Origin of the sequence: Pseudomonas hefeiensis (assembly GCF_030687835.1) — a bacterium.
Taxonomy (GTDB): Bacteria; Pseudomonadota; Gammaproteobacteria; order Pseudomonadales; family Pseudomonadaceae; genus Aquipseudomonas; species Aquipseudomonas hefeiensis.
Genome location: NZ_CP117449.1, coordinates 4,890,697 through 4,908,221, shown reverse-complemented (window position 1 = coordinate 4,908,221; position 17,525 = coordinate 4,890,697). Strand labels below are relative to the sequence as shown.

Sequence of the window (17,525 nt, the reverse complement as noted above, 5' to 3'; positions counted from 1 at the left end):
TTACTCCCCTTTGCCGCCGGCGGCTTTGTCAGCTGCCTGTGCGGGGGCCGGGTTCTTTTCGCCAACGTTGGTGGCCTCAGTGGCTTTGACTTCCACCCCTGGCCGTACGTATTGCAACCCTTCGGTGATCAGGCGATCGCCAGCCTTGAGCCCGTCTTCGATCAGCCACTGGCTACCGACGGTGCGGCTGGCCTTGAGCTGACGCAGCTCGACCTTGTTGTCCGGGCCCACGACCAGAGCGGTCGGCATGCCTTTGAGGTCGCGCGTGACGCCTTGCTGCGGCGCAAGAATCGCCGCGCTGTTGACCCCGGCCTTCAATTGCGCGTGGACGAACATGCCCGGCAGCAGCGTGTGGTCAGGGTTAGGGAACACCGCGCGCAGGGTCACCGAACCGGTGGTCTGGTCTACCGACACTTCGGAGAACTCCAGCTTGCCCTCATGGGCATACTCGCTGCCGTCTTCCAGGGTCAGTTTGACCATGGCGGCGTTGTCGCCAGCCTTCTGCAGGCGGCCGCTTTCCAGTTCACGGCGCAATTGCAGCAGTTCCACCGAGCTCTGCGTCACGTCGACGTAGATCGGGTCCAGTTGCTGGATGGTCGCCATGGCATCGGCCTGGCCGTTGCTCACCAGCGCACCTTCGGTCACCGAGGAGCGACCGATGCGACCGGAAATCGGCGCGTAGACCTTGGTGTAGCGCACGTTGATCCGCGCGGTTTGCAGGTTGGCTTCCGACTCCAGGCGGTTGGCCACGGCGGTGTCGTATTCCTGACGGCTGACAGCCTGTTCATCCACCAACTGCTTGTAGCGATCGGAAATGGACTTGGTTGACCGCAGGTTCGCTTCTGCGCTTTTGAGGGTCGCTTCGTACATGGCCGGGTCAATCTGATACAGCTGTTGGCCGGCCTTGACGTCGGCCCCCTCCTTGAACAGACGCTTGAGGATGATGCCGTTGACTTGCGGACGAACTTCCGCGATGCGGAACGCGCTGGTGCGGCCGGGAAGCTCTGACGTCAGGGTAAAAGGCTGAGTCTTGAGAGTTACGACGCCGACCTGAGGAGCCGGTGCGGCAGGTGCCGCCTCTTCCTTTTTACATCCGCTGAGCAGCGATGCCAGGGCGATGGCGGTAACCAGAGCGGTAACAGCTGGCTTGAATTGCATGGAAATCCTCGGGTCCAGGCGCGTAACAGGCGCACTCGAAAGTGGAAGGTGAAAAGAGCGAGATAAACAATTAGTAGGATGCTAAGAAATATACTTACGTACACGGTTGTTTGTAAACACCCAAATTGCGTACCATCCGTATTTACAAAAGCCTGACAAAAGGCCTGGGCATGACGGGGACGCGTTCCGGAACACGCCGCCTCACATTTTGTTCAGCTGATTCTTACGCATTGCTTACGCATCCTGATTGAGGTGTTTACTGCCATGGTTCGTCGTACCAAAGAGGAAGCCCTGGAGACTCGCAGCCAGATACTCGAAGCGGCCGAGAAAGCCTTTTTCGAGCGCGGTGTGGCGCGCACGACACTGGCTGACATCGCGACGCTGGCCGGTGTAACGCGCGGGGCCATCTACTGGCATTTCAGCAACAAGGCTGACCTGCTCCAGGCCATGCTCGATACGTTGCACGAGCCGCTCGATGACCTGGCCCGCGCCAGTGAGCGTGAAGAGGAGCTTGATCCGCTGGGCTGTGTTCGCAAGCTGCTGGTGCGATTGTTTCAACAGGTGGCCCTGGATCCTAAAACCCGCCGCATTAATGAGATTCTGTTTCATAAGTGCGAATTCACCGATGAAATGTGCGATTTGCGCCAGCAACGGCGCCAGGTCAGTCTCGACTGCAATGTGCGTATCGCGTTGTCGTTGCGCAATGCAATGAATCGCGGCCAGTTGCCGGACGATCTGGATCCCGAAAGGGCGGCGGTCGCCATTCATGCTTACATCGACGGCATTTTATACCAGTGGCTACTGGCCCCCGACAGCTTCGCACTGGCGGCTGAGGCCGAGCGCTGGGTGGAGATCGGGCTGGACATGCTGTGCCTGAGCCCCAGCCTGCGTAAATGAAGCAAAATGTATAATTGCATCGGTTTATGTCAATACATCCGCGTAAGGATGCTTTTATAAACCGACACTGGCTCGGTTGATAGGCAATCGGCGGCGAATTTTGTAGAAAATTTGTTTCGCACTTGTGAATACGGATGAAAGCCCGGTCGACAAGGGCGTCCGAAGCGGCAGACGGATGTCCCGCCAGACTGGCCTGGCGGGAGCGCATTTTCAACTCAGGGTAATTTCCACGGTAAAACCGTAGGGTTCTTCACTGGACGAGTGAGTGATACGCGTCACGCATTTGATGGGGGTTGCGCCGATGGAACTCACCTTATTTGTCCGGACAGGCGTCAGCGTCGGCGAAATAACGCCGAAAGAAGTATTGACGCGTAAACCGAAGTCGAAGCGAAAGCCGAGAGTCTGATCGCCAAATATAATAAAGCGCTGGAATATATCCTTGCTGCGACTGCCCAAGGGTCTGGAATAAGCGAAGTCGAACTTCAAGGCTTGGATGTCCCAGGGGAGAATGTTCATGAATGCTTGCTCGTTGGCATCCAAGCTAAGATTGTTTTCACCGACTTCAAGGGGCTGGTCGGTATGATTGATTAACTTCACCAGGAAACGGCTGCGGTTTGGGCGCACGCTTTGCTGCTCCCAGGTTTGAAGCTGTCTGTTGACCTCGTCGTTCTGCCTGGCCTTTTCCATCAAGGCTTTGAGCACCTGGGTGTAATCTTGCGTGTCGAGCGACTTGAGGTATTCGTACAGAATCGTCAGTGGCGCGTAGTTGAACTGAGACAGCAGGTTTTCGTAAAAACTGCTGCTGGCCGGCTGGGTGTTTTCAGTGGAGTTGTTCACGTTGAATTCCTTTTCAGTAGTGGTTGCTAGTGGCTGCGCTGTAATAAGGCAGTTCATTTTGTTGTTGGCGATACTATGAGTAGTTGAACGGGTTTTAGAAAGTTTGGATGTTTGACTGGATATTTAACTCAAATAAAAAGCCCTGGCTCTTTCGAGGCAGGGCTTCTGACTGGCGTATTAATTAGAGTACAGGGTAATCGATATACCCCCACCGGCCCTTTGCCATAGAAGGTTTCCGGATGCGCCTCGTTCAGCGGGGCGTCAGCTTTCAGGCGTGCTGGCAGGTCCGGATTGGCAATGAACGGCACACCGAAGGCGATGGCATCAGCCTTACCCTCGGCCAGCCAGGCATTGGCGCTGTCCTTGGTGAAACGTTCGTTGGCAATGTACGGGCCGCCGAAAGCTTGCTTGAGCTGCGGGCCGATGCTGTCTTCGCCTTCCTTCTCGCGGGAGCAGATGAAGGCGATGCCACGCTTGCCCAGTTCGCGGGCGACGTAGCTGAAGGTTTCCAGGCGGTTCTCATCGCCCATGTCATGGGAGTCGGCACGTGGTGCCAGGTGCATGCCAACCCGGCCGGCGCCCCAGACTTCGATGACGGCGTCGGTCACTTCCAGCAGCAGGCGGGCACGGTTTTCCAAGGAGCCGCCATAGTTGTCAGTGCGCTGGTTGGTGCTGCTTTGCAGGAACTGGTCGAGCAGGTAGCCGTTGGCGCCATGGATTTCCACGCCGTCGAAACCGGCGGCCTTGGCGTTCTCGGCGCCGACGCGGTAAGCCTCGATGATATCGGCGATCTCCTCGGTTTCCAGCGCGCGCGGCGTCGGGTAGTCGGCCAGCGGACGCACCAGGCTCACATGACCCTTGGGCTGGATGGCGCTCGGCGCTACCGGCATTTCGCCGTTCAGGTAAGACGGATGGGAGATCCGGCCCACGTGCCACAGTTGCAGGAAAATCTTGCCGCCTGCGCCGTGGATTGCCTTGGTCACGTTGCTCCAGCCGCGCACCTGGTCGTTGGACCAGATGCCGGGGGTATCCGGGTAGCCCACGCCCATGGGGGTGACAGAGGTGGCTTCGCTGAGGATCAGACCTGCGGAGGCTCGCTGCACGTAGTACTCGGCCATCAGTGCGTTAGGTACACGGCCCGCGTCGGCGCGGCAGCGGGTGAGCGGCGCCATGATGATGCGGTTCTTCAGCTCGATGTCGCCGAGTTTGATCGGATCGAAAATAGTCGTCATCAATTACAACCTCGAAAGTTAAGGGTTAAAAGTCAGTGAGTGGCAGGGGCCAGGTCGGCATTGCCGCCCTGACGGAAAGTGATCAGGGTGACCAGCAGCGCCAGTACGGCCAGCGCGCCGGCGGCCAGGGGCACGCTGGTCAGGCCCAGGCCGTGGTTGATGACACTGCCGCCGACCCAGGCGCCCAAGGCGTTGCCGATGTTGAAGGCGCCGATGTTCAGGGTGGAAACCAGGTTTGGCGCGGCTTTGCCGAAGGTCACCACGTTGACTTGCAGGGCCGGCACGGCGGCGAAGCAGGCGGTGGCCCAGAGGAACAGGGTGATTTCAGTGGGGATCAGCGCGACGCTGGTCCAGCTCAATACGGTGGACACCACGGCCATGGTGATGAAAACCCCCATCAGCGTGTTCGCCAGGCTCTTGTCCGCCAGCTTGCCGCCGATGATGTTGCCCAGGGTCAGGCCCAGGCCGATCAGCACCAGGGTCCAGGTCACGCCGCGGGGCGATACGCCAGTGACTTCTCCCAGCAGCGGGGCGACGTAAGTGAACAGGGTGAACACCGAGGCGGAAAACAGTGCGGTCATGCTCAGGGACAGCCACAGGCCTGCGCCCTTGAGGGCGACGAGTTCCGAGCGCATGTCGAGTTTTTCTTCATCGCGCTTGGCTGGCAGAAAACGGATCAGGCCGATCAGCGCAATCACGCCGATGACGGTCACGGCCCAGAAAGTCGAGCGCCAGCCGGCTTCCTGACCCAGCGCGGTGCCCAGCGGTACGCCGAGCACGTTGGCCAGGGTCAGGCCGGTGAACATCAGGGCCACGGCCGAGGCGCGCTTGTTGGGTGCCACCAGGCCGGCGGCCACCACCGAACCGATGCCGAAGAACGCACCGTGGCACAGGGCGGTGACGACCCTGGCGAACATCAGCACGTTGTAGTCACTGGCGATGGCGCAGAGCAGGTTGCCGATGATGAAGATCCCCATCAGCGCTACCAGGGCAGCCTTGCGCGGCAAGCGCGCGGTGGCCAGGGCCATGAACGGTGCACCGATGGCCACACCCAGGGCATAACCGGTCACCAGCCAGCCAGCGCCGGGAATCGATACACCCAGGTCGGCCGCCACCTCAGGCAACAGGCCCATGATGACAAACTCGGTGGTGCCGATGGCGAAGGCGCTCAGGGCCAGAATGAGAAGTGAGAGGGGCATGGTGGATCCTTGTCGGGTCAGAGCTCTTGGCTCATTTGCTTGAGGAACTGCTGGATCACGTCCTCGTTGCGTTTGAAGAAATGCCATTGGCCGACCTTCTGGCTGGTGATCAGCCCCGCCCGTTGCAACACCGCCAGATGGGCGGACACCGTGGACTGCGACAGGCCGCAACGCTGGTCGATCTGTCCGGCGCAAATGCCGAATTCGTGGTTGTGCAACTGTTCGGGGAACTGGATCTTGGGGTCTTTGAGCCAGTTGAGGATGTCTCGCCGTACTGGGTGCGCCAGGGCTTTTATTATTTCGTCGAGGTCGGGGGTCATGGTTGGCAGCTCGGGATGAGTAAAACGCTATATCGCGATGAGGCGAACCTTAAATCGTTATTTCGCGATACACCAATATGAATTTGATCTGAAAGCTGAATAAATCGCTATATCGGGTTATAACGATATGGAGGCGGCGGTGCTAAGCTTGGCGCCATGAACTATCTCGCACACCTGCACCTCGGCGGCCCCGGCCGGGAACAACTGCTCGGCAGCCTCTATGGCGACTTCGTCAAAGGGCCGCTGCAAGGGTTGTACGATCCGCAGATCGAAGCGGCGATTGCCCTGCATCGGCGCATCGACATGTACACCGATCACCACCCGGTGGTGGATATCGCTCTGTCGCGTTTTTCCACCGTGCGGCGGCGCTATGCCGGAATTGTGCTCGACGTGTTTTTCGATCATTGCCTGGCCCGGGACTGGACGCTGTATGGAGAAGGGCCGTTGCTGGACTTCACCTCTCAGGTCTATCGCGTGCTTGCCGCCGAGCCGCAGTTGCCTGGGCGCTTGGCGCAAATCGCGCCTTATATGGCGGCGGATGACTGGCTGGGGTCTTACCGGGAGTTCGAAGTGATGGGGCAGGTGCTGCGAGGCATTTCCCGACGCCTGTCCCGGCCGGAGGAACTGGCCGGGGCGATGGAAGAATTGATCATGCTTTATGAGCCGTTGAGCGAAGACTTTCGGTTGTTCTACCCGCAGTTGCAGGATTTTGCATTGAGCCAGACAACACCAAATAACTAAATTGTGGGAGCGGGCTTGCTCGCGAAGGCGGTGGATCAGTCAACATCTGTGTTGAATGTACCGCCGTCTTCGCGAGCAAGCCCGCTCCCACAGGGGGGCTCCGCAGAGATCCAGATCAGGCCGCAATTGCAGCGGGTCGCATCGGCGCTTGCTGTTTCTCGGGAATCGCCCCAAACAACGCCTTATGCACCGCCTGCTGAGCCTGGAACGCCAGTGCCGCGCGTTCCTGGCCGTGGCAGGCGATGGGTTGCAGTAGATGGATATGCACGTCGCCCCGGTCATTGGCGAACAACCGCATCAGGTGCGACAACAGATCATCATCGCCAATGAACGGTGCCAGTGAATCAGGCTCGCCGTTGCGCAGATAACGGATTGCCACCGGTTGCAGCGCCACGTCAGCATCGATGGCCGCCGACAGTAAACGACCATGGAAGGTGCGCAGGGAGCGGCCATCGGTGGTGGTGCCTTCGGGAAACATCAGCAGCGGATGGGCCTGCTCCAGATGCCGGCTCATCTGTTTGCGGATCAACTGGCTGTCACCCGAGCCGCGCCGGATAAACAAACTGCCAGCCTTGGCCGCCAGCCATCCGGCCACGGGCCAGGTGCGCACTTCGGCCTTGGACAGGAACGACATTGGCGTGAGCATGCCCAGCAGTGGGATATCGGTCCAGGACACATGGTTGCTGACCCACAGCATGGGTTGTTGCGGCATTTGCCCGTGCACCGTCACGGAGAAGGGCAGGGCATGGCTCAGGCGCGCCATGAAAAAACGCGACCAGCGCTGGCGGCGCAGCATGGAGTTGGCCACACCCAACCGTTCAAACAGCCCGAACACGCTGGCCATGCTCAGGCCCAGCGTCACCACCAGCAACACTCGCGCGATTCGCGCGTACACCCGCAACCGACTCATCACACCGCTGCCTTGAAGTGGCGGGCGTAGCGTGGGCAGAGTTCGTCGCGCTTGAGCAGGATGAACACGTCGGCCACCTGGAAATCTTCATCCCAGCACGGCTCACCGCAAATCTTCGCGCCCAGGCGCATATAAGCCTTGAGCAGAGGTGGCATTTCGGCGATGACGTTGGACGGCACGTCCAGGGCCGGCAATGGTTTTTTCGGCACCGCCCGCAGGTGTTCGGTGCACAGATACCGTTCGCGCAGACGCTGCATGATCGCTTGGGCCTGGACACCACCGTCCTGCATTGGAATGCTCGCGCATCCCATCAGGTAGCTGTAGCCGCCCTCGTTCAGCACCTCGGCCAGTTCGCCCCAAAGTACCGCGATGGTGCCGCCGTTGCGGTAGGCCGGGTCGACGCAGGTGCGGCCGATTTCCAGGATCGGGCCCTTGAGATGGACCAGGCCGTGAAGGCTGAACTCTTCTTCGCTGTAGAACCGGCCCAGGCTGCTGGCGGCGTGGTGATCGAGCAGACGCGTCGTCGCCACGAGGCGGCCGGTGTTCAGGTCGCGTACGCCGATGTGGGCGCAGTGAACATCATAGTCATCCATGTCCAGACCCATTTCCGCGCCTTTGAGCTTGGCGTTGAACTCGCCGCTGAAGACGTTGAAGCGCAGGGCCTGGGCTTCTTGCAAAGCCTTGGCGCCAATCAGGCGTTCGGCTTGCAGGCGGCGTTCATTGCCAGTGTCGCTGATGCGGGCGATCTGAGTCATAGCGAATCTCCGTGCGGGCTGTTCAGTTGCAGCCGATCGACTTTCTTTATGCAGCCATGTTGTGCAAAGTCAGGCTATGTAGCCCCGGTGTCATCGCCATGAAGCTTTGGTGATGCTTATGTGACAGCCATTGAGGAGCCTCCTATGCCCTGGCAAAACCTGATCGAACGCGGCGAACGACTGCCCGCCCATCCGGACCTGGCCGAGGGTTATGCGTCCTTGCTGCAACGCCTGGGGCCGGTGACGCCGTTCGAACTGGCCGTCACGGGGGCGCGATTGATGGCAACGCCGGGGTTGGCTTTTCTGGTGGGGTATCAGGCGGCGCTGCGAGTGCTTTGGCCGAGCGCACCGCAGAGCCTGGGCGCCTTGTGCGCCACGGAGCAGCGCAGCCTGCGCCCGGCGGACATGCAGACTCGCGTCACCGACCTGCGTTTGAACGGGCGCAAGGATTTTGTTACCACGGGCGATGCCGCCGAGTGGCTGCTGGTCGCCGCCCGCGGCGAAGCGTTCGGCGAGCCGCCGCAGTTGAATCTTGCGGTGGTTTATCCTGGAGAGCCGGGTGTGACCCTGGAAAAACTCCCGGCCATCGCCCTGATGCCAGACATCAGCCATGGACGGGTAGTGCTTGATGGTGCGCTGTGCGAGTTGTTGGCCGGGGACGGCTGGGACGCCTACGTCAAACCGTTCCGCACCCTGGAAGACCTTTATGTGCTCAGTGCCATGGCCGCCTGGCTGTATGGCGTGGGGCAGGAGTGCGCTTGGCCCCAAGCCCTGCAGTTGCGCCTGCTGGGGTTGCTGGCAGGTTGCGCTGAAGTGAGCCGGCACAACCCGTCCAGCGCGGCCGGGCATGTGTTGCTGGGTGGGTTGTTCGCCCAGTTCAACGGTCTCGATGGCGAACTGAACGACGCCCTGGTCGTCGGCCCGGCGTTGTGGCACGAGATGTGGACGCGGGATAAAGCCGTAATGGATATGGCGGCGGGTGCGCGGGCCAAGCGGTTGGCCAAGGCGTTGGGATCTTCATTGGGTTGAAGGGCCTCATCGCGGGCAAGCCTTGCTCCCACAGGTCTACGGCAGACTGTCATTTGGCACTGAACCTGTGGGAGCAAGGCTTGCCCGCGATGGCGCCAGTACTGTCGACACAAATACCCAAATTGTCATCAAGTCTGAATAGGCTCCGAAGGTTCAATCCTGCGAGCCCCAAGCATGTCCAAAGGCTGGTTCCTGATCCCGCTGCTATTGCTCAACCTGCCTGCCCAGGCCGAAGACTGGCCCGGTGAGCAATGGCCAAGTGGCCCGACCCTCACCGGGCCGGCCATCGAAGCCTTGGAGCAATACGCCTTTGCACCTCGCGACGATGCCACACGCCAGGGCATCCGTACCGATGCGCTGCTGGTGATCCAGGATGGTCGGCTGGTCTACGAACGTTATGCCGGGCCCACCAGCGCCGACACTGCGCACCTGACCTGGTCGATCAGCAAAAGCCTGATGGCGACGGTGTTTGGCGTGGCCTATGGGCAAAAGCTGTTCAGTCTGCAGGATCCTGCCGCCAGGTATTACCCGGCGTTGAGCAAGTATCCGGACATGGCCTTGGCCGATCTTTTCCATTGGGCCTCGGGGCTGGACTGGCAGGAGGATTACGAATACGCACCGCTCAAGTCCTCGGTGGTGGCGATGCTTTATACCCGGGGGCGTCATGACATGGCGGCGTTCACCGCGCAGCATGAACGCGACAGCCCGCCAGGGCAGGTGTTTCGTTACTCCAGCGGCGACAGCAACCTGCTGGCGGCGGCATTGAAAAATATCGTTGGCCCGGCGCGGTATCCCGATTATCCCTGGACGGCCCTGTTCGAACCGCTGGGCATCCGCCACGCCACCTGGGAAACCGACGCCGCTGGCACTTTTGTCGGGTCGTCCTACGCCTACCTCACGGCGCGGGACCTGGCGCGGGTGGGGCTGTTGATGCAACGGGAAGGACGCTGGGGCGAGCGGCAACTGATCCCTCAAGCCTGGGTGGCGTTCAATCGCGAGCCCTTCGCCCGCTTCCAGGCCGGCCAGGACGAAGCGGTGCCCGGTGGACATTGGTGGCTCAACCGCGCGGCCGATCCGGTCATCCGCCCGTGGCCCCGGATGCGCCGCCGGATACGTTTGCCGCGCTGGGCCATTGGGGCCAGGCGCTGTACGTGATCCCGAGCGCCAGGCTGGTGATCGTGCGCTACGGTGACGACCGCGACGGCAGCTACCGCCACAACGAATTGCTCAAGCGAGCCATGGCCGCGTTTGCCGGGACGGTGCAGCCATGAGACGCAGACCGCTGCTCACGCTGATGTCGGTGCTTGTTGTGGCGCTGCTCGGCTGGATCTGGCTCGAGCGGGTGGCGCTGCGGGCCTTCCCCGACATCATCAGCGCCTACACCGCCAAGGAGTATTGCTCGTGTCGTTACGTGATGGAGCAACCGGCTGACTATTGCCGTGGCTATGTAAAACAGTGGGTGCCCATCAGCGATTTTCTCGAGACGCCTGAAGCCAAACGCATCACCGTCGCCGGGTTGGGGCGAAGCAATAGCGCACGATGGCAGGGGACGCGGCAGGGGTGTCGGTTGGAGCCCTGAACTAACCTTTAGGAACAAAGCTGACGCCGATCCTGGTATGGAGCAAGGCCTGACGCCGATCCTAGTGTGGGAGCAAGGCTTGCCCGCGATGGCGATTCCGAGAACGCCATCGCGGGCAAGCCTTGCTCCCACAGATAAAACCCATCACCTCAGGTTCTCTGTATTCCTGGGTCGTTGTTGAAACGGACAGTTTGCAAGTGCCCTCGGCCCGGTTAAGGTTCGCCACAGGTTTATCTGCCCTCCGAGTGTGTATGTTCAAGCGGTCTTTTTCTCACGCTGTCGCGACCTTGCTACTGGCCTGCGCCGCGCTGCCGGCCCAGGCCAATTGGTACCTGGACGGCGAATCGTCGCGGCTGTCGTTTATCAGCAGCAAAAACGGCAACGTTTCCGAGGTCCAGCGCTTCCTGGTGCTTCATGGCCAGGTCCAGCCCAAGGGGATGGTACGGCTGGAAGTGGAGCTGGAGTCGGTCAACAGCGGTATCCCCCTGCGTGACGAGCGCATGCGCGCCGAGTTGTTTGAGATCAAGCAATTTGCCGACGCCTCCATTACCGCGCAGCTCGACCTGCTACCGATCCAGGACCTGGCCAACGGCGCTCAACTGGAACTGCGCTTGCCGCTGACCGTGGACCTGCACGGCAAGCAACAGGTGTATCAGGCCGAACTGCTGGCAACGCGCCTGGATGAACGACGGTTCCAGGTCGTGACCCTGGAGCCGGTGGTGCTCCATGCGGCGGATTTCGACTTGGCGCCGGGATTGGAGAAGTTGCGCAAGCAGGCCGGACTGTCGGCCATCAGCCTCGCGGTGCCGGTGAGTGCGGTGCTGATTTTCACGGCGCGCTGACATGAGCGGCCCGGTCTTTCCGTGGCGCGAAGGCAATCGCTTCGAGCTGTTGATCGACGGCCCGCAGTTTTTCCCACGCATGCTGGTGGAAATCGCCCGCGCCCAGGAACAGGTCGAACTGGAGCTGTACCTGGTGGAAGCGGGGACGTGCGCCGAGGCGATGGTCCAGGCACTCGTCCAGGCTGCCGAGCGCGGTGTTCGTGTGCGTTGCCTGTTCGATGACTACGGCAGCCTGGCGTTTACCCTGGGCCTGCGCAACCGCCTGATCGAGGCGGGCGTGGAGTTGCGTTTTTACAATCGCCTGAGTTGGCGCCGCTGGGTACGCAATTTATACCGAGACCACCGCAAGCTGCTGTTGGTGGACCAGCGCCTGGCGGTGGTTGGCGGCACCGGTGTCACCGATGAGTTCTGGAGCCCGCTGGATGACCGCTGCGAGTGGCACGAGGTCATGGTGGAAATCGTCGGCCCCTTGGTGCTGGACTGGCAGTTGCTGTTTGACCGCCAATGGATTGCCAACCGACATCGCCGTGCCTGGAAGCCGGCGTCCAACTTCGGCTTGCCGCGCTTGCCCCGGGTTCCGCCGATGGGCGAGGGCATGGGGCGGGTGGCTTATGCCGATGCCCGCCAGAATCGCGACATTCTGCAATCGTTGTCCCGGGCCCTGAACAGCGGTCAAAAGCGGATCTGGATGGCGACCCCGTACTTTTTGCCCACCTGGAACGTGCGCCGTTCCTTGCGCAAGGCTGCCGCCCGGGGCATTGACGTGCGCCTGCTGCTCACCGGCCCGCGCACCGATCACCCGTCCGTGCGCTACGCCGGACACCGTTATTACCCGCGTCTGCTCAAGGCCGGGGTGAGGATCTTCGAATACCAGCCGTGTTTCCTGCACCTGAAGATGGTGCTGGTGGACGACTGGGTCAGCATCGGCTCCTGTAATTTCGATCACTGGAACCTGCGCTTCAACCTGGAAGCCAATCTTGAAGCCCTCGACTCCGCACTCAGCACTGCGGTGGCAGCGAGTTTCGAACGCGACTTCGCCCAGAGCCTGGAGGTCAGCCTCGAGGCCTGGCAACGTCGCCCGTTGTGGAAACGGGTCAAGCAGCGGGTATGGGGGTTGGTGGATCGGTTGGTGGTGAATGTGCTGGGGCGGCGGGGGTAAGCGCAATCCTTGAAAACACTGGAACCCAGTGTGGGAGCGGGCTTGCTCGCGAAGGCGGTGTGTCAGTCGACTCAATTGCTGACTGATACACCGCCTTCGCGAGCAAGTCGGATCGCCGCACCGCCGCTCCCACAGGGAGTTTGTGTAGCTTGAGGATCAGAGCAATTCAAAACTCTGTTGCTTCACCACTTGGGAATCCAGGCCGATCTGGACGTTGAACTTGCCCGGTTCAGCGGCATATTTGAGCTGGGCGTTGTAGAACTTCAAATCGTCTTCAGTGATGGTGAAGTGAATGACTTTCTTCTCGCCAGCCTTGAGCATCACCTTGCGGAAGTCCTTCAGTTCCTTCACTGGGCGGATGATCGAGCCGGTCACATCCTGGATATAGAGTTGCACCACGGTTTCGCCGTCACGCTCGCCGGTGTTTTCCAGGGTCACGCTGGCATCGAGCTTGCCGGTCTTGTTCAGCGTGGTGGACGACAGGGCCATGTCCGTCAGGCTGAATTCGGTGTAGCTCAGGCCGTAGCCGAACGGGTAGAGCGGACCTGTAGTGTCATCGAAGTATTGCGAGGTGTAGTTGCCCGGCTTGCCCGGCGTGAAAGGCCGGCCAATGCTCAGGTGGTTGTAGTAGGTCGGAATCTGTCCTACCGAGCGCGGGAAGGAGATCGGCAGTTTACCCGACGGGTTGTAGTCGCCGAACAATACGTCGGCGATGGCGTTGCCGCCTTCGGTGCCGCTGAACCAGGTTTCCAGGATCGCATCGGCCTGTTGCTTTTCATCCACCAACGCCAGCGGGCGGCCGTTCATCAGCACCAGCACCAGCGGTTTGCCGGTAGCCTTCAGGGCCTTGATCAGCTCGCGCTGGCTGGCGGGGATGCTCAGTTCAGTGCGGCTCGAGGATTCGTGGGACATGCCGCGGGACTCGCCCACGGCGGCCACCACTACATCGGCTTGCCTGGCGGCCTTCACGGCTTCGTCGATCAGCGCTTGAGCAGGGCGAGGGTCATCCACCACTTCCGGGGCGTCGAAGTTGAGGAAGTTCAGGTAGTCGAGCACCTTCTTGTCGCCGGTGATGTTGGCGCCACGGGCGTAGATCAGCTTCGATTCGGCACCCAGGGCACGGGTCATGCCGTCGAACAAGGTTACCGATTGCGCAGGGCGACCGGCAGCGGCCCAACTGCCCATCATGTCGATCGGTGCCTTGGCCAGCGGTCCGACCAGGGCGATTTTTGCGCTCTTCTTCAAGGGCAGGGTCTGGTTGCGGTTTTCCAGCAGGACCAGGCTGCGGCGGGCCACGTCACGGGCATCGTCGCGGTGCAGGCGGCTTTCGGCGTAGGTGTCGGCCGGGTCGTCCTCGGCCTTGCCGATGCGCAGGTACGGATCCTTGAACAGGCCCATGTCGTATTTGGCGGCGAGGACTTCGCGCACCGCATTGTCGATGTCGCTCTGCTCGATTTCACCGGCCTTGAGCAGTCCAGGCAGCTCTTTGCCGTACAGCGAGTCGTTCATGCTCATGTCGATGCCGGCCTTGATCGCCAGCTTCGCCGCTTCGCGACCGTCCCGGGCCACGCCATGTTTGATCAGTTCGAAGATGGCGCCGTGGTCACTGACCGCCAGGCCCTTGAACCCCCATTCCTTGCGCAACAGGTCGTGCATCAACCAGGTGTTGGCGGTGGCGGGTACGCCATTGATGGAGTTCAGCGCGACCATCACCCCGCCGGCACCCGCATCGATGGCGGCGCGGTAGGGTGGCAGGTAGTCCTGGTACATCTTCACCGGGCTCATGTCCACGATGTTGTAGTCCCGGCCGCCTTCCACCGCGCCGTACAGGGCGAAGTGCTTGACGCTGGCCATGATGCTGTCGGCCGCGTTGGCGCCACTGCCCTGGAACGCTTTGACCATCACCCCGGCGATGCGCGACACCAGGTAGGTGTCCTCGCCAAAGCCCTCGGAGGTCCGGCCCCAGCGTGGGTCGCGGGAAATATCCACCATCGGCGCGAAGGTGATGTCCAGGCTGTCGGCCGCCGCTTCCTGGGCGGCGACGCGGCCGGAGCGGTAGATGGCGTCCATGTCCCAGCTAGAGGCCAGGGCCAGGGGGATCGGGAAAATGGTGCGGTGGCCGTGGATCACGTCATAGGCGAAGAACATCGGGATCTTCAGCCGGCTGCGCATGGCCGCATCCTGCATCGGGCGGTTTTCAGCCCGGGTGATGGAGTTGAACGTTCCGCCGATGTTGCCGGCGGCGATTTCCTTGCGAATCATCTCCCGAGGCATCTCGGGGCCGATGCTGATCAGGCGCAACTGGCCGATCTTTTCCTCAAGGGTCATCTGCTTCATCAGGTTGCTGATGAAGGCATCCTTGTTCTCTATGGGGGCTGGCAGGTTGTCGGCTAATACGGATTGACTGGCCAGTGTGACAAACAGGCCCAGCAAACACAGCTTCTTCATGAATGGTTTCTCGCAAGCCTAAGGGCGGTAATCAGGACACGCCGGTCAGCAAAATGTGAGGAGCGGCTATTGTTGTTCGAGTATTGTCTGAATAAGAGCAGCACTGTTTTCGAACGCACGCGGATGAACTTAGTTTCGCACCGGGCATCTTTTAGCCCATCGACCCGATTCAATCCCGTGGCGGCGGCAGATTATGCCCCAGACACCGGTGCGATAGGTGGCTGTGTTTTTTCAATGGACTGTATAGGGGAGCTTCACTCGATGAATCTACGACTGAACCACCGTTGCGGCCTGCAAATGCTGGCGCTGATGTTGTTCACCACGCTGCTGGCCGGTTGCGGCATCAACAACATTCCAACCCTGGACGAACAGGCCAAGGCCGCCTGGGGACAGGTGCAGAACCAGTACCAGCGCCGTGCCGACCTGATCCCCAACCTGGTGGAAACCGTCAAGGGCTATGCGCAGCACGAGCAGGAAACCCTGACGGCGGTGGTCGAGGCGCGGGCCAAGGCCACCTCCATCCAGGTCGATGCCAGCACTCTGGACAATCCGGAAAAACTCAAGCAGTTCCAACAGGCCCAGGACCAGTTGAGCGTGCGTTGAGCCGGCTGATGGTGGTGGTCGAACGTTATCCGGATCTCAAGGCCAACCAGAATTTCCTGGCCTTGCAATCACAACTCGAAGGCACCGAAAACCGCATCGCCGTGGCTCGCCGCGACTTCATCCTGGCGGTGCAGAACTACAACACCGAAATTCGCACCTTCCCCGGCCGGCTATGGCACAGCGTGATGTACAGCGATCTGCCGATTCGCGAAACCTTCGAAGCCACCAGCCCCAACGCCGAAAAAGCCCCCTGAAGTGAAGTTCTGAAAAAAACCGTGGGAGCCTGTGGGAGCAAAGCTTGCTCGCGATGAACGATAACGCGGTCATTAGAAAGACCGAGGTGCCTTCATCGCGAGCACGCTCAGCTCCCACACCCGCTCGTTCCCACACAGGAGTTACGATGCGAGTGTTGAAATTTGGCCTGGTGCTGTTGCTCTGGGTCTTTGCCATCACGGCCCAGGCCGAGCTGAAGTTTCCGGCATTGACCGGGCGGGTCGTGGACACTGCCCAGATGCTTGAACCGTCGGTGCGCACGCAACTGGATGCGCAGCTCAAGGCCCATGAGCAGGCCACCGGTGAACAGGTGGTCGTTGTCACGCTGGCGGACCTGCAAGGCACCAGCATCGAAGACTTCGGCTATCAACTGGGTCGTCACTGGGGCATCGGGCAGAAGGATAAAAACAACGGCGCGCTACTGATCGTGGCCCGGGATGACCGTAAACTGCGGATCGAAGTGGGCTATGGCCTGGAAGACCGCCTGACTGATGCCCAAAGTTCGGTGATTATCAACCAGGTGATCACCCCGGCGTTCAAGGCCGGCAATTTCAACAAGGGTATCAGTGACGGCGTGGCGGCGATGCTGGTGGTGCTGGGCGGCAACGCGCTGGATGAGCCGGCTGCGGCCTACGGTGCCGATGGCCAGGAGGAGGGCGATTTCGTCGGGCGTCATCCGGGGCTGTTCGTGTTGTTGGTGCTGCTGTTCATCGTAACGGTGTTCGTGTGCCAGATGCTCGGTATCCTGCCGGCCGGACGCGGCGGTTCCGGGGGCGGCCATGGCGGTGGCTATGGCGGTGGCGGTGGTTTCGGCGGTGGGGGCGGCGGCTTCAGTGGCGGTGGGGGCAGTTTCGGGGGCGGCGGTTCGTCGGGCGGCTGGTGACAATAATAATGAGCAGGCACTTATAACCATGGCATTACTGACTGAACACGAACAACGCAAGGTCGCCGAGGCCATCGCCCGGGTGGAGCGCGATACCGACGCCGAGCTGGTCACCGTGCTCGCCGCCCGTGCCGACGACTATGCCTATATCCCGCTGCTGTGGGCCAGCCTGCTCGCCCTGGTGGTGCCCGGCATGGTGCATTACCTCACGGGCTCGCTGACCACGCACAGTCTGCTGCTGGTGCAGTGGGTCCTGTTTATCGTGCTGTGCCTGGCGTTTCGCATTCCTGCAATCACCACTCACCTGATCCCCCGTTCCGTGCGCCACTGGCGCGCCTCCAATCTGGCGCGCCGGCAGTTTCTCGAGCAAAACCTGCACCACACCGTGGGCAGCACCGGGATGTTGATCTTCGTTTGTGAGGCCGAGCGGTATGTGGAGATCCTGGTGGACGAAGGCATTTCCAATCGACTCGACAACAAGCACTGGGAGGCCATTGTCGCGGCGTTCACCCAACAGGTCCGCCAGGGACAGACGTTGCAGGGCTTCGTCACCTGCATCGAGGCCTGCGGCGAATTGCTCAAGGAGCACGTCCCGGTGACTCACGCACGTAATGAATTGCCGAATCGGTTGGTGGTGCTGGGCTGAAAAATTTCTGCCAG

At 61.0% G+C, this 17,525-nt stretch carries 15 protein-coding genes and 3 pseudogenes; 10 read left to right on the top strand and 8 right to left on the bottom strand.

Going from position 1 to position 17,525, the window contains the following annotated elements; all coding sequences use genetic code 11:
• Entirely contained in the window at positions 1 to 1,158 is a 1,158-nt protein-coding gene (locus PSH57_RS22030; RefSeq protein ID WP_305385532.1) for an efflux RND transporter periplasmic adaptor subunit, read from the bottom strand.
• Positions 1,159 to 1,422: 264 nt separating this feature from the next.
• Here PSH57_RS22030 and PSH57_RS22025 point away from each other — a divergent pair, with 264 nt between their 5' ends.
• Complete coding sequence (locus PSH57_RS22025; protein ID WP_305385531.1) at positions 1,423 to 2,055, top strand: TetR family transcriptional regulator; 633 nt, start codon at positions 1,423 to 1,425, stop codon at positions 2,053 to 2,055.
• A 210-nt stretch (positions 2,056 to 2,265) separates the two neighbouring features.
• Here PSH57_RS22025 and PSH57_RS22020 read toward each other — a convergent pair whose 3' ends face one another.
• The 4 genes and pseudogenes from PSH57_RS22020 to PSH57_RS22005 all read right to left on the bottom strand — a co-directional run bounded on the left by PSH57_RS22020 (position 2,266) and on the right by PSH57_RS22005 (position 5,643).
• Entirely contained in the window at positions 2,266 to 2,892 is a 627-nt protein-coding gene (locus PSH57_RS22020; RefSeq protein WP_305385530.1) for a hypothetical protein, read from the bottom strand.
• 181 nt (positions 2,893 to 3,073) lie between these two features.
• A pseudogene (locus PSH57_RS22015) lies at positions 3,074 to 4,124 on the bottom strand (alkene reductase).
• Between the two features lie 32 nt (positions 4,125 to 4,156).
• On the bottom strand, positions 4,157 to 5,323 hold the full coding sequence (locus tag PSH57_RS22010; protein ID WP_305385527.1) for an MFS transporter: 1,167 nt from the start codon (positions 5,321 to 5,323) through the stop codon (positions 4,157 to 4,159).
• A gap of 17 nt (positions 5,324 to 5,340) precedes the next feature.
• Complete coding sequence (locus PSH57_RS22005; protein WP_305385526.1) at positions 5,341 to 5,643, bottom strand: ArsR/SmtB family transcription factor; 303 nt, start codon at positions 5,641 to 5,643, stop codon at positions 5,341 to 5,343.
• A gap of 156 nt (positions 5,644 to 5,799) precedes the next feature.
• On the opposite strand from PSH57_RS22005, the gene PSH57_RS22000 reads away from it, so the two are divergent.
• Positions 5,800 to 6,384, top strand: coding sequence for an acyl carrier protein phosphodiesterase (locus PSH57_RS22000; RefSeq protein WP_305385525.1), 585 nt, complete (start codon positions 5,800 to 5,802; stop codon positions 6,382 to 6,384).
• A gap of 115 nt (positions 6,385 to 6,499) precedes the next feature.
• On the opposite strand, the gene PSH57_RS21995 is transcribed toward PSH57_RS22000, so the two are convergent.
• Together PSH57_RS21995 and olsB are read right to left on the bottom strand one after the other, a co-directional pair.
• Positions 6,500 to 7,294, bottom strand: a complete 795-nt coding sequence (locus PSH57_RS21995) for a lysophospholipid acyltransferase family protein (RefSeq protein ID WP_305385524.1) — start codon at positions 7,292 to 7,294, stop codon at positions 6,500 to 6,502.
• On the bottom strand, positions 7,294 to 8,049 hold the full coding sequence (gene olsB, locus PSH57_RS21990; protein ID WP_256231855.1) for an L-ornithine N(alpha)-acyltransferase: 756 nt from the start codon (positions 8,047 to 8,049) through the stop codon (positions 7,294 to 7,296). The genes PSH57_RS21995 and olsB overlap by 1 nt, the downstream gene beginning before the upstream one ends.
• A 144-nt stretch (positions 8,050 to 8,193) precedes the next feature.
• On the opposite strand from olsB, the gene PSH57_RS21985 reads away from it, so the two are divergent.
• The 5 genes and pseudogenes from PSH57_RS21985 (at position 8,194) to PSH57_RS21965 (ending at position 12,658) form a co-directional block, all read left to right on the top strand.
• On the top strand, positions 8,194 to 9,078 hold the full coding sequence (locus tag PSH57_RS21985) for an acyl-CoA dehydrogenase family protein (protein WP_305385523.1): 885 nt from the start codon (positions 8,194 to 8,196) through the stop codon (positions 9,076 to 9,078).
• A 174-nt stretch (positions 9,079 to 9,252) separates the two neighbouring features.
• Positions 9,253 to 10,349: pseudogene (locus PSH57_RS21980) on the top strand (serine hydrolase domain-containing protein).
• The gene (locus PSH57_RS21975; protein ID WP_305385520.1) at positions 10,346 to 10,657 is read left to right on the top strand and encodes an amidase; all 312 of its coding nucleotides are present in this window, start codon (positions 10,346 to 10,348) and stop codon (positions 10,655 to 10,657) included. The pseudogene PSH57_RS21980 and the gene PSH57_RS21975 overlap by 4 nt, the downstream one beginning before the upstream one ends.
• A 251-nt stretch (positions 10,658 to 10,908) precedes the next feature.
• Positions 10,909 to 11,499: a YceI family protein gene (locus PSH57_RS21970; RefSeq protein WP_305385519.1), complete on the top strand. Its 591-nt coding sequence runs from the start codon at positions 10,909 to 10,911 to the stop codon at positions 11,497 to 11,499.
• Position 11,500: 1 nt separating this feature from the next.
• Positions 11,501 to 12,658: a phospholipase D-like domain-containing protein gene (locus PSH57_RS21965; RefSeq protein ID WP_305385518.1), complete on the top strand. Its 1,158-nt coding sequence runs from the start codon at positions 11,501 to 11,503 to the stop codon at positions 12,656 to 12,658.
• Between the two features lie 156 nt (positions 12,659 to 12,814).
• On the opposite strand, the gene bglX is transcribed toward PSH57_RS21965, so the two are convergent.
• On the bottom strand, positions 12,815 to 15,106 hold the full coding sequence (bglX, locus tag PSH57_RS21960; protein WP_305385517.1) for a beta-glucosidase BglX: 2,292 nt from the start codon (positions 15,104 to 15,106) through the stop codon (positions 12,815 to 12,817).
• A 261-nt stretch (positions 15,107 to 15,367) separates the two neighbouring features.
• On the opposite strand from bglX, the pseudogene PSH57_RS21955 reads away from it, so the two are divergent.
• The 3 genes and pseudogenes from PSH57_RS21955 (at position 15,368) to PSH57_RS21945 (ending at position 17,511) form a co-directional block, all read left to right on the top strand.
• Positions 15,368 to 15,976 (top strand): annotated as a pseudogene (locus PSH57_RS21955) (LemA family protein).
• A 133-nt stretch (positions 15,977 to 16,109) separates the two neighbouring features.
• Positions 16,110 to 16,865 carry a TPM domain-containing protein gene (locus tag PSH57_RS21950; RefSeq protein ID WP_305385515.1) on the top strand — a complete coding sequence of 252 codons (756 nt, stop codon included), beginning with the start codon at positions 16,110 to 16,112 and terminating at the stop codon, positions 16,863 to 16,865.
• 28 nt (positions 16,866 to 16,893) lie between these two features.
• Complete coding sequence (locus PSH57_RS21945) at positions 16,894 to 17,511, top strand: TPM domain-containing protein (RefSeq protein ID WP_305385514.1); 618 nt, start codon at positions 16,894 to 16,896, stop codon at positions 17,509 to 17,511.
• Positions 17,512 to 17,525 lie beyond the last annotated feature (14 nt).

Bases quoted from the DNA above. Each gene is read 5' to 3' on its own strand.
- PSH57_RS21985 (WP_305385523.1), top strand. From the start codon at position 8,194: ATGCCCTGGCAAAACCTGATCGAACGCGGCGAACGACTGCCCGCCCAT.
- PSH57_RS21970 (WP_305385519.1), top strand. From the start codon at position 10,909: ATGTTCAAGCGGTCTTTTTCTCACGCTGTCGCGACCTTGCTACTGGCC.
- PSH57_RS21950 (WP_305385515.1), top strand. From the start codon at position 16,110: ATGCGAGTGTTGAAATTTGGCCTGGTGCTGTTGCTCTGGGTCTTTGCC.
- PSH57_RS21975 (WP_305385520.1), top strand. From the start codon at position 10,346: ATGAGACGCAGACCGCTGCTCACGCTGATGTCGGTGCTTGTTGTGGCG.
- PSH57_RS22000 (WP_305385525.1), top strand. From the start codon at position 5,800: ATGAACTATCTCGCACACCTGCACCTCGGCGGCCCCGGCCGGGAACAA.
- PSH57_RS22005 (WP_305385526.1), bottom strand. From the start codon at position 5,643: ATGACCCCCGACCTCGACGAAATAATAAAAGCCCTGGCGCACCCAGTA.
- olsB (WP_256231855.1), bottom strand. From the start codon at position 8,049: ATGACTCAGATCGCCCGCATCAGCGACACTGGCAATGAACGCCGCCTG.
- PSH57_RS22025 (WP_305385531.1), top strand. From the start codon at position 1,423: ATGGTTCGTCGTACCAAAGAGGAAGCCCTGGAGACTCGCAGCCAGATA.
- PSH57_RS21965 (WP_305385518.1), top strand. From the start codon at position 11,501: ATGAGCGGCCCGGTCTTTCCGTGGCGCGAAGGCAATCGCTTCGAGCTG.
- PSH57_RS22010 (WP_305385527.1), bottom strand. From the start codon at position 5,323: ATGCCCCTCTCACTTCTCATTCTGGCCCTGAGCGCCTTCGCCATCGGC.
- PSH57_RS21995 (WP_305385524.1), bottom strand. From the start codon at position 7,294: ATGAGTCGGTTGCGGGTGTACGCGCGAATCGCGCGAGTGTTGCTGGTG.
- bglX (WP_305385517.1), bottom strand. From the start codon at position 15,106: ATGAAGAAGCTGTGTTTGCTGGGCCTGTTTGTCACACTGGCCAGTCAA.
- PSH57_RS22030 (WP_305385532.1), bottom strand. From the start codon at position 1,158: ATGCAATTCAAGCCAGCTGTTACCGCTCTGGTTACCGCCATCGCCCTG.
- PSH57_RS21945 (WP_305385514.1), top strand. From the start codon at position 16,894: ATGGCATTACTGACTGAACACGAACAACGCAAGGTCGCCGAGGCCATC.